Below are 20,576 nucleotides of genomic sequence, written 5' to 3'. Positions count from 1 at the left end.
TAATACGTTCTAATTTTTAATTTAATTTCAATCAATTAAAATTCAAAAAATGTTCAATTATTTATTTCGCGCGTTATATACATCTGGTTGTTCAGCAGCCGTTTTCCGCACAGTCACTTGTTTGGTGACATAACGAGACTCTTCCAGATCCATCCGTACCACATCCTTATCCATATCATAAATCGACTGCGGTTTTCTCACTTCGACAGGTGCTGTCGCTTGTGGAGTCTGTTGAGTCAAAATTGGCGCAGGCTGACTGACTTGTTGAGGAATATTTTGCGGGATCGTGGGTACTGATGCATCGCCTTTTCGAGTGGTAATGCTATAGGTTAAGAAGCGAGAGAAATACTCATCTTTTTTAATAAAATCATCCACCACTTTCACTGGGGCATCTAACCCATTTTGAGCAGCGCCAAATGACTCTGCAACAAAACCTTGCCCCAGTGATGACCCAAATCCTGTTCCAGCAGTTATATTAGAAACCAAACCGCTGGTCTGTTGAGCAAACAATGCTGAGGCTTGGTCTTTAAAGAAATCGATGCCTTGATCTTTAATGTTTTGTAGGGATTGACTTGGATTGGCAATCATCTGTCCCACATTCATCATCTGTGACGGAGATAAATTTAAATTCAATGCTGAAGAGACGGAACCTAATGCACTTTGAGTAAATTGTTCTTTAAATTGTCCCAAGCTTTGTGTGCCTAAGTCTTTTAAAGCGTTTTTGCCCATATCTTTCAATGAGTCAGCATTCAAAGAGAATAAATTGTTTTTGAGTTGGGACATCATATTTTGTCCCACTGAATTTAAAGCATTTTGTGCAAAGCTTGTGGCACCACCGACCACTTCTTCTGACCAAGTATAATCACGGTTAAAATGACTTGCTTTATCCCATGCACTCCGTGGATCAGTTTCAAATTCAACTTTGGCAGGGCCAGGTGCAATACCTGTCACTTGGGCAAAGCCATTGCCATCCAGCTTGCCAGACACTTGCTTGCCAAATGAATCAATCACTTTAAAGCCGGTTTGTTTAAAGAAGTCTTGCCCACCATAGCTTTTTAATAAGTCGAGTGCGCCTTTGAGCGGATTCGATGGCGGCAGTTGTGCTGATTTACTGACACTGGCACCCGGCTTAAATGTGTGCTGCCCTGCATTCACCTCAAATTTCCCACCTGTTTTGGGGAAAATCCCTGAGCCATTTAGGGCAATCTGTGATGAACCACCAGTAATCAACACTTCTTTTGGACTACTGATTTCTATCCGATCTTCTGTAGATGAGATGGTAATCCCCAGTTTAGCAAATACATCTAAAGCGTCTGACTGTGCTTGAATTTCAACTTTACTCTGTGCTGCAATGGCTTTAATGCCACCTTGTGCAGCAAATAGGCTTACTTTGCCTAAAGCTTGCCCCAAAAGATTCTTTTGGGTACTCAAGTTGATGCTATCGCCCGCAGTATGGTTAATGATGCCTGTGGCTGAAAGATGGATATCTTCAGGAGTACTTAAAGCAATCCCATCAACAGAACTGAGTAACATGATGGCTTTTTTATACTTAGCAACATCTTTTTCAATTTCTTCTGCAAAAGCTTTGAGTTGCTCAATCGATTCTATTTCATCCGTCTTTTGATTCTTGGCAATATCACTTAAAGCTTTACTGTTGGTCTGACTGCCTTCAAGTTGCTTTTTGGCAAACTCTGAATCAAGGTGATCACCTTTGGCTTGGTCTTGTTTATAGGTCGAAAACAGTAAACCTTGCCCTGCGCGAACGGCTCCCCATTGGTCAGTACGAAGTTCAAAACCTTCACCACGATCATCACTTTCCGCTTTGTCTTTTGGGTGACTCAGTTTGCCCAAGTTGAGTTGGCTGGCCCCATGACTACTCTGTAACTGGCTGCTGATTTGGCCAGTAGTATCGTCAAACCTCAGTTGATTGTAGCCACTGCCCTGATACTCTCGACTTTTGATTCCTGCCAGCTTCTTGGTATCAGGCAGTTTGCCTTTGTCATCAAACTTGCTTGGATGACGTTGCGCTTCATGGATGCGCCCAACCACAAATGGACGGTCGATGTTGCCATCAAAGAAATCTATAACAACAATCTCACCGATTCTCGGTAAAAATCGCGCCCCATAGCCTTCACCTGCCCATGGGGTCAGGACATCGACCCAAGCTGAATCTGTATCGTTGTCATTAGAACCCGCACCGCCATCATGGGTATTGTCTTCATTACGGCTAAACAGGAAACGGACTTTGATACGCCCCCATTCATCAACATGGATTTCTTCTCCACTTGGCCCCACCACTTTGGCCCGTTGTGGTGATGCAATCGGTCGGTGTTGTAATGGGTTATAAGCTGGAACCGTGCTGATGTTACGACGTTGAATGGTTAAATTACTGGCTTGACGTTCATCACTCGTGTTGCTGGTGATTTGACTTGTTTGCCAATTGCTTTGTTGGACTAAAGCGGTGACTTGATCAGTGAGATCTTTAGGTAAATTATTTTGGTTATAAAAGCTTTTAGCCGTGATTAAAAACTCTTTGTCTGCACCTGAGTGTTGATCTATTTCAGGATGTTCATTTAGTTCAAACCAATAACCAACATGTGCATCGCGCACAGTTGACGTTGCTGTAAATTGTTTGGCTTGTGAATCGTAATAGTTACTGAGGTTTTGGTTAAACTTTTCAATCTGACTGTTGCCCGATGGCGTTGCACCATCTTCGCCATTCAAGTCTTGAATCCATGCAGGGCTAAAGTGCCATGCTTGTTCTAAAGCTAAACTGGCATTGTCATAATTTTCACTATGGCTGTGTTTACTTTGGACACTGCCAGCGCCTTCATCAATATCCAATACATCAGCTTGCCAACGCTGGATATGTATCGAAGTCGGTTGAATGGAACGCTGACCAATAAAATTGGTAATTGAATCAGTTTTTTCTACGGCGCTGCTTCTATGGAAGCGAATATTGCGGCGTTCTAAGGCACTAAATTGCGAATTATCATCAATTAAACGAAGCTTTTGTGCTTGGATTTGTTCTGTTGAACTCGACACTTTAAGTTGTGCTTCATCGATCAGCCAGTTAATCCCTTCACTTCTCATCAAACGGGTCAGGAAGTCAAAATCACTTTCAGAAGCCTGCATAATGAATGGGCGCACATCATAGTCTTTGCTCAGTCCACTCTTATCTAAACTTAGACTTGAGGCAAACAGTGGGCTGCGTTGTGCCCATTCTTGGAATACAGTTTGGATCACATCCACAACCGACTTATTCATAAATACTCGAGAGTTTCTACGATGTTTCCAAAGTGCTGTTGGGTCTTCTACAGTCAGACGATAGATGGTAAGAGAACCATCAGATGCGCCAATATCGGCTTGGGTCACAATCCCTGAAATACGGGTTAACTCAGATTTATCTGTGACAATATCGATTGCAGCTTGAGTTCCAATAAAGCTTTTTAAAGGAATGCTTGCTGACGTCGCAAGACAGATGAGTTGGAGCCGAACACCCTCATTGATTTGATGTGTTCCATCGATACGTTGTAGGAACACTTGTTGGCTCAACGCCGAATTAGAAAATTGTACGTGAATCGCACGTTTTTGTGCTGATAAGCCAAGCTGCTCCAAAGCAGCGTAAATATTGTTAGACATGCGTTATTATTTAATTCTAAATTGTGATCAATTGTACTAAAAAATTTAGGGCTTTGTCTATACAGACTAGTCTATCTTGTGCTTAACATTTAAGCAAAACTGCATCTATTTTTATTATAACTCATATAAAAGATAAAAATTTCTCATTGTTTTATCAAATATTTATTTAAAAATACGCCCCTGCTTAAAACACGATTATCACACTGAGCTGATGTTTGATTATCTTTATTTCGATTCGGTCGATTGGCATAATGTGTTTTAAACAGTATGGGTAAACTAAACAGCTTTGAACCAAAAATTAGGGCGATACAACATGTACTCATTGAATTTTTATTCATTTTAAATTGTGCAACGACAACTCAAATAGAATAGACCTCTACAAACATGGCTAAAAAATCCGCTAAATAGCTTATCCATCCTATTGTTTTAAATTCTTGACAACACTTGATACTCATGTTTGGTTAAGAATTTGTTTTATATAAATAATAAAAAACTGGTGATAAGTGAAAATTAAACACTCAGCACCAGCTTTTAGCTAACATCAATTAATAATTAAAAGTATAACTCAAACCAAAGGTCCGCCCTTGTGCCCGCATACTAGACACAGGTGAAAAGGTAATTTCTGACTGCTGGCTATACACCGTGCGATAGTCTTTATTCCACACGTTATAAATTCCAAAATCCACCCGCCCCTTATACGCAGGGAAATTCACTAGGGTGTCCATAATCGCATAACCCTTGATTTTTGCAGCTCGGTTTGGCACCACCTTATCACTGTTCGCCGCAATCTTATCGTCTTCAAATGCTTTGTCAGTCCCTTTTACAGCAAGCATCTGTACACGGAATCCATAACCATCATCACTATTCCATTCACCAAAAATAGTTCCCTTAGTTGGAGATACCTGATAGGCATTTAACTCACGCCAATTACCAGCCGCATCCTTATATTGTCCACGGGTATAAGCCAGCGTACCACCAATTTTAAAATCATCCAGAATTGGATATGCCGCAGTCATTTCAGCACCGTAAACACGCTGATCAGTATCAGCAATATTGACTGAACGGTCAGCATTGAACTGAATGACTTTATCTGATGTGTTATAAAAGCCAGTAACTCCTAAATCAAGTTTTTGATCATCTTGCAGACGCCAACCCAGCTCATAACTATTGACGGTCAGTGGTTCTATATTCGCAGTTGAAACGGTCAGAATTGAGACATCACGCAACATCCGCAATACATCTGGATAGCTAAAACCTTGAGAGAAATTGGCAAATAACTGTTGATTATCAGTGAGTTTATAAACTGCGCCTAAATTAAACAAAAACTTGTCAGCATTTGTTGAATCACTCGCTACAGGCTGTGTTTGTCTAGAAGGTGTATAGGCATCTGTATCTGCCTTGATATATTGATAACGTGTTCCCGCTTGTAGATTAAAGCGATCAGTCAGTTGATAATCTGCCTGTAAAAAAGCACCAATATTCTGAATTACAGTGTCAGGACCAGCATCTCGCTTTACGCCTGTATCCTTGTAAATCATACCGTTATTGCTGACAGACAATACGTCATAATGCTGAGTATCTTTTTCTCGGTCATAATCCAGACCATAGGTCAGATTAAGATCACGTTCTGCAAGTTTGAAATCAGACTGAACTGTAGAGCGGATTCCTGCCACATCAACCGTATATTGCGATTGATTGACCGAAGCGCCACCTGCATAAACTGGGAAAAAACGCCCTTTTTCATTTCTATAATAGGCTTCCAAATTTACAGTTTGCCCCAATACATCCTCATTTTGATATTGAGTATTAAAGGCATAACGATCCGTAAATGGTTGATTACTTAGTTCCAGCCCCTTAATCGCCCGTTCAGACTGCGGCCCCTTAGCAATGGTATAGTTCGGTCCATAATCAGGTAGATAACGAGTATCTTGCTTATCCTTATAATACTGCGCACCAAAACTCAAGCTTTGTGTATCTGTCAAATTAAAATTCAGGCGCCCATTTATGTCTAGCGTATCTGTATCATTACGGCTGGTCTGATTGGGTTCAGTCGCAATCCGATTCCCATTCGCATCGAACAATGATCCTCGGCTGGTATAGTTCGCGCCAAGAAAACCATCCATTTTATCATTGCTGAAAGAAACGCTCTGACCCGCTTCATAAGCCAGACCGTCTCCTCGGAAATTATCAGCAGAAGTTATCCCTAATTTCGTCTCAAAACTCAGTGGTTTCGATTTGTCAGCACGTTTGGTAATGATATTAATAATCCCACCCGTTGCGCCAGAACCATAAATACTGGTTGCTCCTGAAATAACCTCAATCCTTTCAATCATACCTGGACTGATACTGTTCAATTGGCGAGCTGGATCACGCGACCCCGTCTGAGATACACCATCAATCATCACCAGTACCGTTCTGCCTCGCATGGTCTGGCCATAATTACTTCCAGTACCACTAGACGGCGCCAGTGAAGGAACCAATTGAGCAAGAACATCTGCCACTTTTCGCCCAGCCCCAGCCTGTTTTTGTACCTCTGCTCCGCTGATGTTCTGTACAGTCCCGGCAATATCTGCAATGCTTTTTTCTGACCGTGTTGCTGTAATAACAATCTGTGGTAATTTCTGGACAGATTCTTGTTGTTGAGCATTGCTAACTGATGTTTGATTATTCGAGGTTTCATCCTGTGCATATAACTGACTACTGATTGCAATAGATAAAACACATAAGCTGAATTGGGAAAGGCGCATCCTGTTTCCTCAGTTGTAGGTCTGAATTTTAATCGTAATAATAATCATTAGCATTAATGATGTAAAACATAATATTCTAATGGCCAATTCCAACAACCTAGGAAAAACACAGTACAAAAATTTATAAATTATTAATTTATTTTGCCTTTTTATAATTTCAGTTCTGATTCATTTGAGGTTTCTAAGATTTTTCTAGCGATAATTCTCTTTAATAAAAATAAATGTGATAGCCATCTGCTTTATAAATTTTTTCTAGTGATTGATTAACAATTTTAATCAAATGGTCATCAAATTTCACTATAATTTAAGCCAATAATTAAATATAAACTATATTTATCAAAAACTTATAAAACAATATCATTACTTACTCTCACAGTTTACTCTTCAATAAAATTACAAAACACAACAAATTTCACGTAAATTTTAATAATAACAAAACCAATAATGATTATCATTTGCAACAGATAAAACCAGAGAATTCTAACGATGATCCATAACAATATTCTCGATTGCATAGGTAAAACTCCTTTAATCAGACTCTCAAGGATGTTTACCGATCAATCCATCACCGTTGTCGCAAAAATGGAGTTACTCAATCCAGGTGGAAGTATCAAAGATCGACCTGCATTGTATATGTTACAAGAGGGACTTAAATCTGGCCTCATTCATAAAGATAGCCACATTGTTGAAAGTTCATCGGGAAATCTAGCAATTGCACTTGCAATGGCATGCAAAATTTACGGTCTAAAATTCACTGCCGTGATTGACCCCAAAATTGCTTCAGCCAATTTACAAATGTTAAAGCTCTATAAAGCCAATATCGAAATGGTCTCTGAAAAAGATCAAAACGGCGGTTATTTAAAAACAAGAATAGATACAGTACAACGACTTTGCCGCCAATTGCCCAATGCTGTTTGGATCAACCAATATGCAAATCCGAACAATTGGAAAAGCCACTATTATGGTGAAGCGGAAGAAATCATAAATCAAATCGATCGCAGTATTGATTACTTGGTTGTTGGTGCAAGTACCTCTGGAACAATCATGGGCGTATCTCGCCGCTTAAAAGAAAAATTCCCGCATTTAAAAGTTATTGCAGTCGATATCGTCGGTTCTGTTCTCTTTGGTGGTCACTCAGGCCCACGTGAAATTCCGGGTATCGGTGCAAGTACCGTTCCTGCCCTACTCTCCCCAGATGAAATAGATGATGTCATCTATGTTGATGATTATGAGTCAGCTTTAGGTTGCCGAGAACTCCTCGAACATGAAGGCATTTTTGCGGGTGGATCTAGCGGCTCATCTATTTCAGCAATAAAAAAACTTATCCCGACCATCCCTTCTGGATCATGCGTTTTAACCCTTTTAGCAGATAGAGGCGATCGTTATTTAGATTTAGTTTATGACGAAGAATGGTTCGAAATGATCAAGAGAAGACATTTCAATAAAAATCATCTCAATCAAGAAAATTTTACTTTGCAATCCGTTGTTTAACTCCACTTTTTAGGAAATATTTATGAGTAATTTGGCTAGCCTTCGTTACCTTAGTCAATCAGATTTACTCCATCTTGGTGCAAATCACAGTAATTCGTTTATCGAAGCAATTACTGAAGGCCTCACACTTCACGCAAATAAACAGTTTGTACAACCCTTAAAACCCTATTTACGTTGGCAAGGTGCGGACCATATTGCAGACCGAATTATTGCCATGCCGTGTTATTTGGCTGGAAATGATCCTATTGCAGGGATCAAATGGATTGGTTCTCGCCAACATAATCCTAAGAAATTTAATATTCCTCGTGCCAGTGCCTTAATTGTTTTAAATGACGCTGAAACAAATTACCCCGTGGCAATCATGGAAGGCAGTTTAATTAGTGCGATGAGAACAGCGGCAATTACTGGTGTATCAATTCAATATCTCGCTAAAAAAGACTTCTCAGATATCAGTGTGATTGGTTGTGGTCCGATTGCCCAAATGCAAATCAAAACGGTCTTAGAACAATACCCACAAGTTAAAAAAATACATTTATTTGATCTAAACCCAGAAGCTGCAGAAAAACTTAAAGCTTTATTTATTGGCGAATATCCAAATCTTCAAATCGAAATTCATGAAACTGCCAAGTCGGCGATCGAACAAGCAGATGTATTAATCACTTGCACAGTATCTGACAAACCTTATATCCCGTTTGAATGGCTTAAAAAAGGTTGCTTCGTTTCAAATATCTCAATCATGGATATTGAACCAGAAGTTTTCCTCAAAGTTGACAAAGTGATTGTGGATGACTGGGATCAATCCAATAGAGAAAAGAAAGTCATCAATGTGCTGGTTGAAGAAGGTTTATTTAGCCGTGAAAAACTACATGCTGAACTAGGTGACATCATTATTGGGCATAAAAATGGCCGTGAAAATGATGATGAAATCATTTTACTCAATCCAATGGGTATGGCGATCGACGATATTGTTTGTGCGAAATGGTTTTTCAATGCTGCACAAAAACAAAATATTGGCACAGTTTTGCCACTTTTATAATTATAGGAACAATGCACATGTTAGATCGGATTTACACAACACAACTTCAGAAAACTATAGATGCGCTCTATATGGAAAATTATGGTGAGTTCAGAAACCATATTGTCTATAAAAAGCCTTATCTTGTAATACATCTGAGTAGTGAGTTGGAACTACATTTCAACTGCTTAAAAGTAAATAGTGTAAATCCTTTCTATATCACAAAAGCAGAAGTTTTACTTCATAACACGTTGAGTCAACAGACCACTGAGATCGCGATTGCTGATGTTTTCAATTATTTAACTCAATCCTCATGGTGGCCATCAATCAACCACCAAAAGGCCATTACGTATTGGCATGATAATTTAGTTACTGCTGAAAAAATTCCTCAAATCTTACAATCCTCACTTTCTTTTTCTTCGCCACTCATAATAAGTGAACAACTTTCGCTTGTCGCTGACCGTGCATTTCATCCATTTGCACATGCGAAAGGTGAACTCAGTCCACTCATTACTCAAAAAGAAATTGAAGTGTATTGGTGGGCATTTAAAAAAGCAGATGTCATAAATAATATGGAATCCATTCCACATGATGAACTGGCTCTCCCTGCTGAGGAAAAAAATCTTATTATTGAAAAAATGCAGGCTCTCTCAAATGAATACCTTGCAATACCTGTACTTAAAACACAGCATGACTATTTAAGATTTCAAGAAAACAAATATCTAGGGATTGACCTCGGCCTCGCCACTGCAATTGGTTGCCCAACATCCTCGCTACGAACTTTAATCAATCACTTAAATTCAAATCAGCACTTAAAGCTCTCGACCAATGCCAAAACTTTGGGTGCTATTCGCTCTATGCCTGCTCGATATTTAGCCAACGGTCATGCGGCATATGATTTTCTCAATGATGTCATCGACAAAACACCATCATTAAAACATCAGCTCTTTTTAAGCAATGAAACCCATTGGTGGGTCTTGGGAAAACAAGAACCGTTGGTACAAAATTTAGGTGTTATCGGCTGTCAAGTGAGGCATTTACCTCATTTTTGCCAAGAAAAAAATATAGCACCAATTAGCATGTCTGCTTTAAGTTGTCCTTATATTGATCCATGGCAAGCTTTAGGTATAACAGGTGACAAATGGAACTTACTTAAAGATTTGAGTACCCATTTTATTCACACTTTTCTCACACTGTGGTCTTTTGGTGTTATGCCTGAGTGTCATGGTCAAAACACTCTTGTATGTTACCAAGACAATCAATTTAAATGCTTTATTCTGCGTGACCATGACACCTTAAGAATATGCACCCCTGCGATTCAGAACAGTGGTTTTGTTCCGCCAATCTATAAAATTGATACAAGTACACCAAACAATCTTATCTTTAATAAAAATGAGGATTTATTTAATTATTTTATAACCCTCGGGATACAAATCAACCTATACCCTATCGCATTAGCAACATTGAAATATACCGATCATACTGAAATTGATTTCTGGGAAATGATCCAAGCGATTATTGTCAACTTTATAGAAACTGCCGCGCTTTCTGAACAATCGAAAAACTGTATTCAAAAATATGTTTTTGAAAGTAGCCATTGGCCATTCAAACAATTACTCACCCCTTTATTAGCCCAACAAGCTGATTCAACAGGGATGCCAAGTAAAATTGGTATGACGTCAAATCCCTACCATGCTTTATTCCAATCTTGCTATGAGACCATGGATATCTAAATCATGCGTTCCTCTCGCCTAGATCATTTGATTATTTTACTGTGTCAATTTTTTTCGACTTTTGGCTTGATGGTCTTAATACCGATCATGCCGCTATATATGGAAAAATTAACGGCGCAAATGGCAACACCCGCCATTTGGGCAGGTATAGCGCTGTCAGCACCAGCTCTAGGGAGTCTATTTACAGCCCCCCTTATTGGTCATCTATCAGATACATTTGGGCATAAAAAAGCACTGTTACTTTCCTTGGCTGGTTTCTGCATTTCTATACTTTTAATGGCGGGAGCACAGCATCTATTTGTGTTTATTTTTGCCCGTATTCTATTAGGATTTTGCGGTCTATCCGTGATTCTTTATGCCTATACCTCTTACTTGTCTAGCGAGCGACAACGGGGTCTTGCCTTTGGACAGCTCCAAAGCAGTGTCGCACTGGCCTGTCTATGTGGTCCGGTACTCGGGGGCATATTTATGGACCATTGGAAAGTTGAAACCTTACTCAATGCCACAGCATATATTGTCATCGTTTTAATCTTAGTTGCTGCCATTTTATTAAGCCAACCTGTACAGACATCTGTCACTGAACCCGATAAAAAACCATCAACACTGCAATCCTTTGATCGAACAATTTTTTCTTGGCTCAGTGCGGGAACCTTTGTTCAAGCTGGCGGGTTCGGTTTAGTGTCCTGTTTTATCTTATATATCAGTGAAATCAGTCGAAATATAACTACACCCTTATCTATTGCGAGTTTAACAGGAACAATCCACGCACTTTCATGGGGCGCTGCATTTTTTGCTGCAACCTATTGGGGGAAACGCAACGATGCAAGAGGCGATTCATTTCATAATTTTGTCAGTGCAACACTGATCTGTGGAATCACGGTTCTGGCTTTGACATGGACCACTAATATTTGGTTAGTGCTGCTCTTAAGACTAATACAAGGTTTCTGTTTCGCTGCACTTATTCCCTCTATTTTTCATACGATTTCTTTAAAAACTGATGCAAGAAATCAAGGAAAAGTGATTGGTATTTCAAACAGTGCCTTTGTTCTCGGTCAACTGTTTGGACCGATTGCGGTCACCCTTACATACTCATTTTTCAATATCACTGCCGCGTTAATTTGCACTGCATTATTTTTTATTGGTGCTGGATTAATCGTGACTTTAAACAAATTTTTAACCAATACAATTTTAGAAGAGGTACAAGAATGAACCCGATCATTACCACCGATGCATGGTCTTACAAGCTTTTTGAACAATACTTGAATACTTTTTTTCGTGAACTTCAAGTTCAACTCGAACAGCATATTCTCTCAGAACAGGATTCACCTTTAGCAATACATGACGCAAATAATTCACCCTATTTTTCATACCCATTTACTGCATCTAACTCAGTCATCTATGGTGCGATACAGCATTTCTCAAGCACAGGTTATCATCGTTACCAGCGCTCTTTTTGTGTATTCAATACTGAAGATAAGACTGTCAAAAGTCTGACTGATCCTAAAGTGTTGGTTAAAATGATAACCGATGAGTTAAAGTTAAATCAGCGATTTAAAGATAAAAAGCAAAATCAAAATCTCTATGCAGAAATCGCAAACAGTATCGAAAATACCAAATTCTTTTTAGAAAACAGCGTAGATCAAATAAAGCCTAAACTGGCCTCTAGTTTTCAATCTGCTGAACAAGGCATGTTATATGGACATCCATTTCATGTGACCTCAAAAGCCAATCTAGGCTTTTCTAAAGAGGATATGAAAAAGTATAGCCCAGAGCTAGGTGCGACGTTTCAGTTACACTACTTCGCAGTGCATTCATCCTTAATCCAAAAACTTGTCAGCGATAATAATGTTGATCAACTGATTGAAGAAGACGTTTTGAAGCATGCACGACAGCGCCTTAAAGATGACTTCGAAAATTATGAACTTTTGCCTACACATCCGTGGCAAGCAAATTTTTTACTCCTACATCCTTCCTTAAAACGCTATTTAGAAAATCATGAGGTCCGATATTTAGGTGCTTTAGGACAAACCGTTTGGCCTACATCTTCAGTACGAACCGTTTGGTTACCGCAATCTAATATTTTTCTAAAACTCTCCATTGATGTGCGTATTACCAGTTTTATTCGTAACAACCCTATGGATGAAATGGAAAGAGCGATTGATGCCAGTAAAATCATTCTTAAGCATCAGATCAATCAACACTATAAAAATATGCTTATTCTTCCAGAGCTTACAACCAAAACTGTCAAAATCCCTGAGTTAGAAAGCTCTTTTGGCATTATATATCGCGCAGGATTAGCTACGGAAACGCTTGAAAATACTCGGATGCTAGGTGGTTTAGTCGAAGAAAATGAGCATCATCAGATCCCCTTAATGGCGTTTATTGATCAGGCCGCACAAGCCCAAGGACTTCCAAATAGTCACTCAAAAGCCTTTCTTGCTGATTGGTGGAAACAATATATTCAAGTTTCCTTGGTTCCACTGATTGAATTGTTTGCAAATAAAGGGATTAGTGTTGAAGCCCATATGCAAAACAGTTTGATGGAATTTAAACAAGGCTTCCCTGCTCGACTGATTATTCGTGATATGGAAGGGATTAGTGTGGTTTCTGAGATGCTCAATGATTATTCCTCAGTCTCTGAAGATAGCACTGTTTGGTTTTCTCAAAAGGATGCATGGATTTTTCTGCAATATTATTTAGTCATCAATCATATTGCGCATCTAATTAGTGCGATATCAAGAGTAAGCATTATTGAAGAAAGTGAACTTTGGCAAACCACCAGACAAACCCTGATCGATGAAAACTTCTCAGATAAAGCACAGCACTACTGCAACCTTTTGCTTAACTCTCTCACTTTACCTATTAAGGCAAATATGATGAACACCTTATATCACAGTGGTGGTAACCCGATTTGGATTGATATTGAAAATCCGATTTATAAATACAGAGGCGCTCAAACACTAACCCCACTTCAAGCTACGCAACAAATTGATTATAAAGTCCAAGCGGAAAGACGTGTCATCGGGCAATTATTAGAAGCATTAATCTTTGAAAATGCCTTTAACTACGAAAAATCAAATGGGCAAATTAAATTCTTTATTTCAGATGATCTTTTTTATAGCTGCGACGCTAAACAACATTTTAGTTTTAACCGAATTAAATTAAATCCATCGAGTTTAGTGCGTTATGATGCCGTTCAAAAGTCATCAAGCAATCCAAATTTAAAAGCATTATTGGCTGATTTAAAACATATCATTGATGCAGATCCAATCAAATGGCAAAGCTTTAATGATGAGCTCAATCTTACCTATGTTAAACATGCACAAACACTGGGTCTATCACCCAACCAACCATTAAGAACACTGTCATATATTGAGCAAGAAGCCCGTATAAACAATGCACATCTCTATCATCCAAGTTTTAAATCTAGAATAGGCTTTGATCTTAAGGAAAATCAAAAATACTCACCTGAATTATCCCAAGGATTCTCTGTTCAATGGGCTGCTACTCATAAAAGCTTATGCAAATTGGTTTTGAGTGAAACGATCAACTTAAATCAACTGTATAAACAGCATTTTTCAGACAAAGACCTTCACGCAATCCGTGAGGAATTGACAGCACATCAAGTTGATTTCAATGATTATATTCTTAGCCCCATTCATCCTTGGCAATGGGATAAAATTATTGAATTATATTATCAAGATGCAATCAGCAATCAACTGATCATTCCATTGAAAATCGCTGGACCTACTTATTTACCGCAACAATCAATCCGAACATTATCAAACATCACGGATATTTCAGCGTTATCACTAAAATTAGCGATGAATTTAGTTAACACGTCGACCTCTCGTGTTTTAGCACCACATACTGTGCAAAATGCTGCAAAAATGAGTGACTGGCTGTATAAAATCGTTGAGCAAGACCATATTTTAGAAAAACAACGTAAACCCGTTATTTTAAGAGAAATTGCTGGACTTTCTATCAATCAGCCGATCGCCTTAGCTGTTCAATATGGCGCACTGGCCTGTATTTGGCGTGAAAGTATTTATCATTATCTCAATGAAGGCGAATCAGCAACACCAGTTACAGGTCTAATGCAACTTGATACTGACCAAAAACCGCTGATAGACCACTGGATCAAACAATACGGGATCGAGTTTTGGTTAGAGAAGTTATTAAAAAATGCCTATCTGCCAATTATGCATATTTTATGGTGTCACGGCTTAGCATTGGAATCTCATGCACAAAATATGGTGTTAATTCACAAAGATGGTCTACCTGTTAAAGCTGCTCTAAAAGATTTCCATGATGGTATTCGCTTTAGTCGTCATTTGTTAAGAAATCCAGAGCTATTACCCGAGTTACAAGACGCGCCTAAAGAACATGCCAAAATTAACCCGAATTCTTTTTTAGAAACACACGCAGCAAATGAGTTAAGAGATTTTACCCAAGATGCACTTTGGTTTGTCAATCTAGCGGAGCTGGCCATATTTCTAAACACGCATTATGATTTTGATGAAATCAAATTTTGGACAATGTTAAGATCGATCATCAATCAACATAAAGAAAAGCATCCAGAATTTGCACAAAGATATGAATTGTTTAACTTTACAGATGACACCATCGATATTGAACAACTTGCAAGTCGTCGCTTCCTACCAGAAATCCGATTAAGAGTACAAACCACCCCAAATCCGTTGAGTTTAATTAAGGAAATTGAATATGAATAAAACTTCAGTTCCCTTTAAAAAACGCATGGAAAATGGTGAGTCACTGTATGGCATATTCTGTTCTATTGCCTCGCCAATTCATGTGGAGCAATTGGGGCTGGCTGGCTATGACTTTATTATTATTGACTTGGAACATACTTTATTTAGCACATCCCAAGTTGAAAGCATGATTTTAGCCGCTAGAACCATACAGCTTGATGTATTGGTTCGAGTCCCCTTAACCGCCAATCACTTGATCTTACCTTTACTCGATGCTGGCGTGACTGGAATTGTAATACCACGTATAGAAAATGCACAACAAGCCCAAGAAGCTGTGAATTATTGCCACTACATGCCCCTAGGACAAAGGGGCTTAAATTCAACTCGGTTAAATCGCTATGGCATGCAGAGCTTAACTGATTTTGTGCAACACGCACACAAAGAAACAGTTGTCGTCGCAATGATTGAAAGTTTAGCTGGTGTAGCAAATATCGATGAAATTTTAGCTATTGATGGGATCGATATTATTCTTGAAGGTGCGGCAGATCTTTCTCAGTCTATGGGCGTTCCTTGGGAAACGCGCCATCCGCAAGTTCAAGCAAAGATCCAAGAGATATATAGCAAAACTCAACAACAGGGTAAATATTTCTGCGCAATTCCGCGCCAGCCTGAAGATATTGCATTGTGGAAGCACCAGTCTGTAAAACTTTTTGTGCTCGGTGATGATCGCAGTATTACCCGTCGAGCACATCAGTTTCATATTGATTCATATAAAGAAATTGTATAGATCTCTAAACCTTGAGTGGTGTATCAGCTATTCCACTCAATTAAATTTAAGCTGAATATAAATGTTTTATTGTTTGTTTATTTGTTACTGTGAATTACAATCATTCTCAATTATACTTTCGTCAATTTAAAGCAATCTCAGGGTGAGATAAAAGGAAGCAAGATGAAAAGCAACAAAATTTTTAATAAGAAGTCTGATGTAAAAAAAATCATTCCACTTATATCAATTGGTGGGTTCATCTTTTTATCGCAATCCTCTTTTGCTATTTCACCCACAGAAGCTACAGATACAGAGAACAAAGCTGCAGTGCTTCCGACCATTACTGTCAGCGCATCACGCTCAGATGAATTCTCCTCTTCTGCAAAACAAGTGACCAAATTAGATGAAAAACAAATTGAATTTCTAAAAAATGCGTCTTCTGGAAATATCGCCACTGTTTTAGCCAAAGTTGTGCCTGGCTTATCTGATTCAAGTCGTACAATTACCGATTATGGGCAAACTTTACGCGGACGTAATGCCTTGATCTTGGTTGACGGCGTACCCATGAATTTGACACGTGATACATCAAGAGGTCTTTCATCAATCGATCCTCAAAGTATTACGGGGATAGAAGTCATTCGAGGCAGTAATGCGATTTATGGAAGTGGTGCTGCTGGCGGAACGATTTCAATCACCACCAAAGCGGCGGGCGGTGAACCGACTGCAAAAACTGTGATTGGGCTACAAAGCGCTTTGACCAACTTTCGTACAGATGCTTTAAGTGGAGATATTCATCAATATTTTTCTGGAAGCTTAAATAACTTTGACTATGCATTTGATTTTGGCTATCAACGTATTGGTAGTCCATACGATGCCCGAGGCGATCGTGTTGCACCAGAACCAAGTCAAGGTGATTTATTTGATGCGGATGCATATAGCGTAGGCGGTAAACTTGGCTATCACATTGACGACAACCAATATCTACAATTTGCAGCAAATTACTATAACGCTGAACAAGATTCTGACTATGCCTCTGACCCAAGTGTAGCAAAACTTCCTGCAGGTAGCGTACCTGCGAAAGCAATCAAAGGGCTTAAATTAAAAGACCAGAATAAAAATGAAAATCAAATCTACAATTTAACCTATAACAATAAAGATTTATTTGGCAGCAAAGTTGACGCGCAAATCTATTACCGAGACTTTTTTACTCGCTTCTCGCCATTTGATGCCCGTAAAGTCAGTACACGTGGTGGAAAAGTCGATCAGGTTTATCAAAACAATAATGTTCTTGGTAGTCGCCTAACCGTAAACACCCCACTAGAATTTTTAGGTGATACGTCAATTGTTTGGGGTGGCGATTTTAGCCGTGAAAAAAGCGAAATGCCTCTAGACACGTTTGATCCTACAATTTATGACCAATCTGGTGGTTTAGAATTTGTTAAAAATGGAAAACTAATCTATTTACCGGAATTAACCACCCAAAGCATCGGTGGTTTTGCGCAATTAAAGCATAATTTTAATGAGCAATGGTCTGCTGAAGTTGGTACACGTTATGAAGACAGTTATGCAAAAATAGATAGCTTTGTTCCATTATCACAATTAGGCAAACCAAATCCTTATACCGTTAAGGGTGGTAAAGTGACGGCCGATGCATGGTTATATAATGCCAATGTCACCTTTAAGCCAACAGATCAGCACTCAATTTACGCATCTTTTAATCAAGGTTTTCAATTGCCCGATGTAGGGGTGGTGATCCGTAATGCAACAGAAGGATTTAACTTAGCATCATCATTCCTTGAACCGGTTAAGGTGGATAATTACGAGCTCGGTTGGAATGGTCATTTTAATAATTTTAGCTCAAGCTTAGCGGTGTTTCAGTCAACGTCAGATCTGGGTGGTGTTCAATCCTTTAACAATGGCTTGATACTGACGCGTACCAAAGAAAAAGTGACTGGTGTAGAAGCGACTCTTGATTATCTTGATGATGCAAAAGTATGGGGAACTGGAGGAAGTGTTACATGGATGAAAGGTCGTGAAACCCCACAGAACAGCAATAAAGAACAAGATATGACGGGTTATCGTATCCCACCACTAAAAGTAACAGGATACATTTCTTATAGCCCAACAGACACTTGGACAAATCGTTTACAAGCGACATATTTTGCTTCAGAAGATTATCGCTTAAACGGTGTCAACAGTTTTGGTCGTTATGATGTGAAGTCATATACCACTGCAGATTTAATCAGTAGTTTTGCCCTCAATAAAAAGGATACTGTTTCGATTGGCTTAGAAAATATGTTTAACCGTAAATACTATCCTTTATACAGCCAACTTCTCCGTAACAATAATAACACCAGCCATCTACTCGCATCAGGTGCAACATTGAAAGTGACTTATAGTCATAAATGGTAAGATTTGAGGATGATGCCTTATAGAAATCTATAAGGCATTATTGTTTTTTATATTTCTGGTCGAGAAATTGACTGAATTTTACATTTTTGTATTAACATTTTTATACCAACAAAAAGCGATGCAGTGATGGAAATTGAATTTTCACGGGATGAGCATAAAGCAGAAATAAACTTAAAAAAGCATGGTGTAACTTTTGAAGACGCAGTACTGGTTTTCTATGATGCTTATACCATCAAGATCGCTTTGAAAATGGTGAATATCGCTGGCAAGCGATAGGTTTGGTATATGGGCAGGCTGTTTTACTGGTTGCCCATACTGTACAGGATCATGATGGGATTGATCATATCCGTATCATTTCGGCACATCAGGCAGAGAAAAAAGAGAGGAAACAGTATGAGTAAAACCGTTACTTACAAACTGGATTTGAATAATCCACCTACCTTGTCAGATGAACAAAAAGCAAGACTTGAAACTTTGGCTGAACATCCAGACAACAAGATAGATTTTTCAGATATTCCTCAACTCGATGAAAAATTTTGGAAAAATGCTGTGCAAAATCCCTTTTACAAGCCCACCAAGCAAGTGACTACTGTCCGTATTGATTCAGATGTTATGCAATGGCTAAAATCTCAAGGCAATGGCTATCAGACCCGTATGAACAAAATTCTTCGAGATGCTATGCTTCAAGAATTAAAGAACAATCCTTGAAAATGCAAGCGAGATTTTATTTTTAAACGATTCCAATAAAATCAAAATACGACCTAAACTCACATGACAAAGAACAGCAAAAAGCCGGCAGTATTGAAACGACCGGCTTTTTTAATTTTGAATCACAAACTATTTAGCTATTTATTACGATAAACAATAAATTACGCGCTTAATTCAACTGCAAGTGCTGTTGCTTCACCACCACCAATACAAAGTGTTGCGATCCCTTTGGTTTTACCTAAGCGTTTTAAAGCATGGATCAAGGTCACAATGATTCGTGAACCTGATGAACCCAGTGGATGCCCGAGTGCACAAGCGCCACCATTAATATTGACTTTTTCAGGATCAAGTTTAAATGCATCAATTGCAGCCATAGTGACCATAGCAAAAGCTTCGTTAATTTCCCAAAGATCAACATCATCTACAGACCAACCGAGATTTTTCAGTAATTTTTCAATCGCTCCCACAGGTGCAATGGTAAACTCTTCAGGATGCTGGGAATTGGTTGTATAACCTTTGATTTCAGCCAACACAGTCAAGCCACGCTTTTGCGCTTCTGACGCCGATGTGATCAGTAATGCAGATGCACCATCACTGATTGAACTAGAGTTTGCAGCAGTAATCGTACCGTCTTTGGCAAATGCAGGTTTTAAGCTTGGGATTTTATCAATCTTGGCATTTTCAGGATTTTCGTCCACATCTACAGTGATCTCACCCTGACGTAACGCCACTTTAACAGGCGTGATTTCGTCTTTAAAATAACCTTCTGCAATCGCTTTTTTTGCACGTGTTAGTGAGCGAATTGCAAACTCATCCATTTGCTCCCGGCTATAGCCCTTTTTATCCGCCATTTCCTGTGCAAAACTTCCCATTGCACGCCCCGTACCCGCATCTTCCAAACCATCAAGGAACATATGATCAATCACTTGACCATGCCCCATCCGATAACCTGAACGTGCTTTAGGTAATAAATACGGTGCATTGGTCATAGACTCCATACCACCGACGACAATAATTTTGGCACTTCCTGCTTTAATGGCATCGCTGGCTTGCATTGCAGCTTTCATCCCAGAACCACAGACTTTATTGATTGTGGTTGCGCCAACATGATCTGGTAAACCCGCTTTTCGCATCGCTTGACGTGCTGGACCTTGTTTTAAACCCGCAGGTAATACACAGCCCATAATTACTTCATCAATATCAGCAACAGGCACATTAGCTTGTTCAACAACTTTTTCAATGACGACTGCACCCAAATCCGGTGCAGATAAACTTGCAAAACTGCCTTGAAAACTTCCCATTGCAGTACGACCAGCAGCGACGATGACAATCTTTTCCATTCGAGTTCAC

11 protein-coding genes and 1 pseudogene are annotated in these 20,576 nt (G+C 39.1%); 9 read left to right on the top strand and 3 right to left on the bottom strand.

Annotation, left to right across the window (positions count from 1 at the left end):
* Window positions 1-57: 57 nt before the first annotated feature.
* Together AC07U8_RS08060 and AC07U8_RS08055 are read right to left on the bottom strand one after the other, a co-directional pair.
* Complete coding sequence (locus AC07U8_RS08060; protein WP_494737660.1) at window positions 58-3,642, bottom strand: type VI secretion system Vgr family protein; 3,585 nt, start codon at window positions 3,640-3,642, stop codon at window positions 58-60.
* 545 nt (window positions 3,643-4,187) lie between these two features.
* The gene (locus AC07U8_RS08055) at window positions 4,188-6,389 is read right to left on the bottom strand and encodes a TonB-dependent receptor (RefSeq protein ID WP_494737659.1); all 2,202 of its coding nucleotides are present in this window, start codon (window positions 6,387-6,389) and stop codon (window positions 4,188-4,190) included.
* 486 nt (window positions 6,390-6,875) lie between these two features.
* On the opposite strand from AC07U8_RS08055, the gene sbnA reads away from it, so the two are divergent.
* The 9 genes and pseudogenes from sbnA (at window position 6,876) to AC07U8_RS08010 (ending at window position 19,226) form a co-directional block, all read left to right on the top strand.
* Entirely contained in the window at window positions 6,876-7,880 is a 1,005-nt protein-coding gene (gene sbnA, locus AC07U8_RS08050; RefSeq protein ID WP_004820582.1) for a 2,3-diaminopropionate biosynthesis protein SbnA, read from the top strand.
* Window positions 7,881-7,902: 22 nt separating this feature from the next.
* On the top strand, window positions 7,903-8,916 hold the full coding sequence (sbnB, locus tag AC07U8_RS08045; RefSeq protein WP_419261771.1) for a 2,3-diaminopropionate biosynthesis protein SbnB: 1,014 nt from the start codon (window positions 7,903-7,905) through the stop codon (window positions 8,914-8,916).
* A gap of 17 nt (window positions 8,917-8,933) precedes the next feature.
* Window positions 8,934-10,628 carry an IucA/IucC family protein gene (locus AC07U8_RS08040; RefSeq protein WP_494737658.1) on the top strand — a complete coding sequence of 565 codons (1,695 nt, stop codon included), beginning with the start codon at window positions 8,934-8,936 and terminating at the stop codon, window positions 10,626-10,628.
* A gap of 3 nt (window positions 10,629-10,631) precedes the next feature.
* A complete protein-coding gene (locus AC07U8_RS08035; protein ID WP_239045927.1) occupies window positions 10,632-11,837 on the top strand; it encodes an MFS transporter in 1,206 nt (401 codons plus the stop codon).
* Complete coding sequence (locus AC07U8_RS08030; RefSeq protein ID WP_494737657.1) at window positions 11,834-15,361, top strand: IucA/IucC family protein; 3,528 nt, start codon at window positions 11,834-11,836, stop codon at window positions 15,359-15,361. The genes AC07U8_RS08035 and AC07U8_RS08030 overlap by 4 nt, the downstream gene beginning before the upstream one ends.
* Window positions 15,354-16,127, top strand: coding sequence for an HpcH/HpaI aldolase family protein (locus AC07U8_RS08025; protein WP_419261767.1), 774 nt, complete (start codon window positions 15,354-15,356; stop codon window positions 16,125-16,127). Before AC07U8_RS08030 ends, AC07U8_RS08025 begins: the two co-directional genes overlap by 8 nt.
* Before the next feature lie 162 nt (window positions 16,128-16,289).
* Window positions 16,290-18,518, top strand: coding sequence for a TonB-dependent receptor (locus AC07U8_RS08020; protein ID WP_494737656.1), 2,229 nt, complete (start codon window positions 16,290-16,292; stop codon window positions 18,516-18,518).
* A 126-nt stretch (window positions 18,519-18,644) separates the two neighbouring features.
* Window positions 18,645-18,919, top strand: a pseudogene (locus AC07U8_RS08015) (BrnT family toxin).
* Window positions 18,912-19,226, top strand: a complete 315-nt coding sequence (locus AC07U8_RS08010) for a BrnA antitoxin family protein (RefSeq protein WP_494737655.1) — start codon at window positions 18,912-18,914, stop codon at window positions 19,224-19,226. Before AC07U8_RS08015 ends, AC07U8_RS08010 begins: the two are co-directional and overlap by 8 nt.
* 161 nt (window positions 19,227-19,387) lie before the next feature.
* On the opposite strand, the gene AC07U8_RS08005 is transcribed toward AC07U8_RS08010, so the two are convergent.
* Window positions 19,388-20,566, bottom strand: coding sequence for a thiolase family protein (locus AC07U8_RS08005; RefSeq protein WP_096733812.1), 1,179 nt, complete (start codon window positions 20,564-20,566; stop codon window positions 19,388-19,390).
* Between the last annotated feature and the right edge of the window lie 10 nt (window positions 20,567-20,576).

It is taken from the genome of Acinetobacter sp. GW821-FHT01E09 (assembly GCF_059422385.1).
Note: the sequence above shows the minus strand (reverse complement) of the source record. Positions and strands in the feature narration are given on the sequence as shown.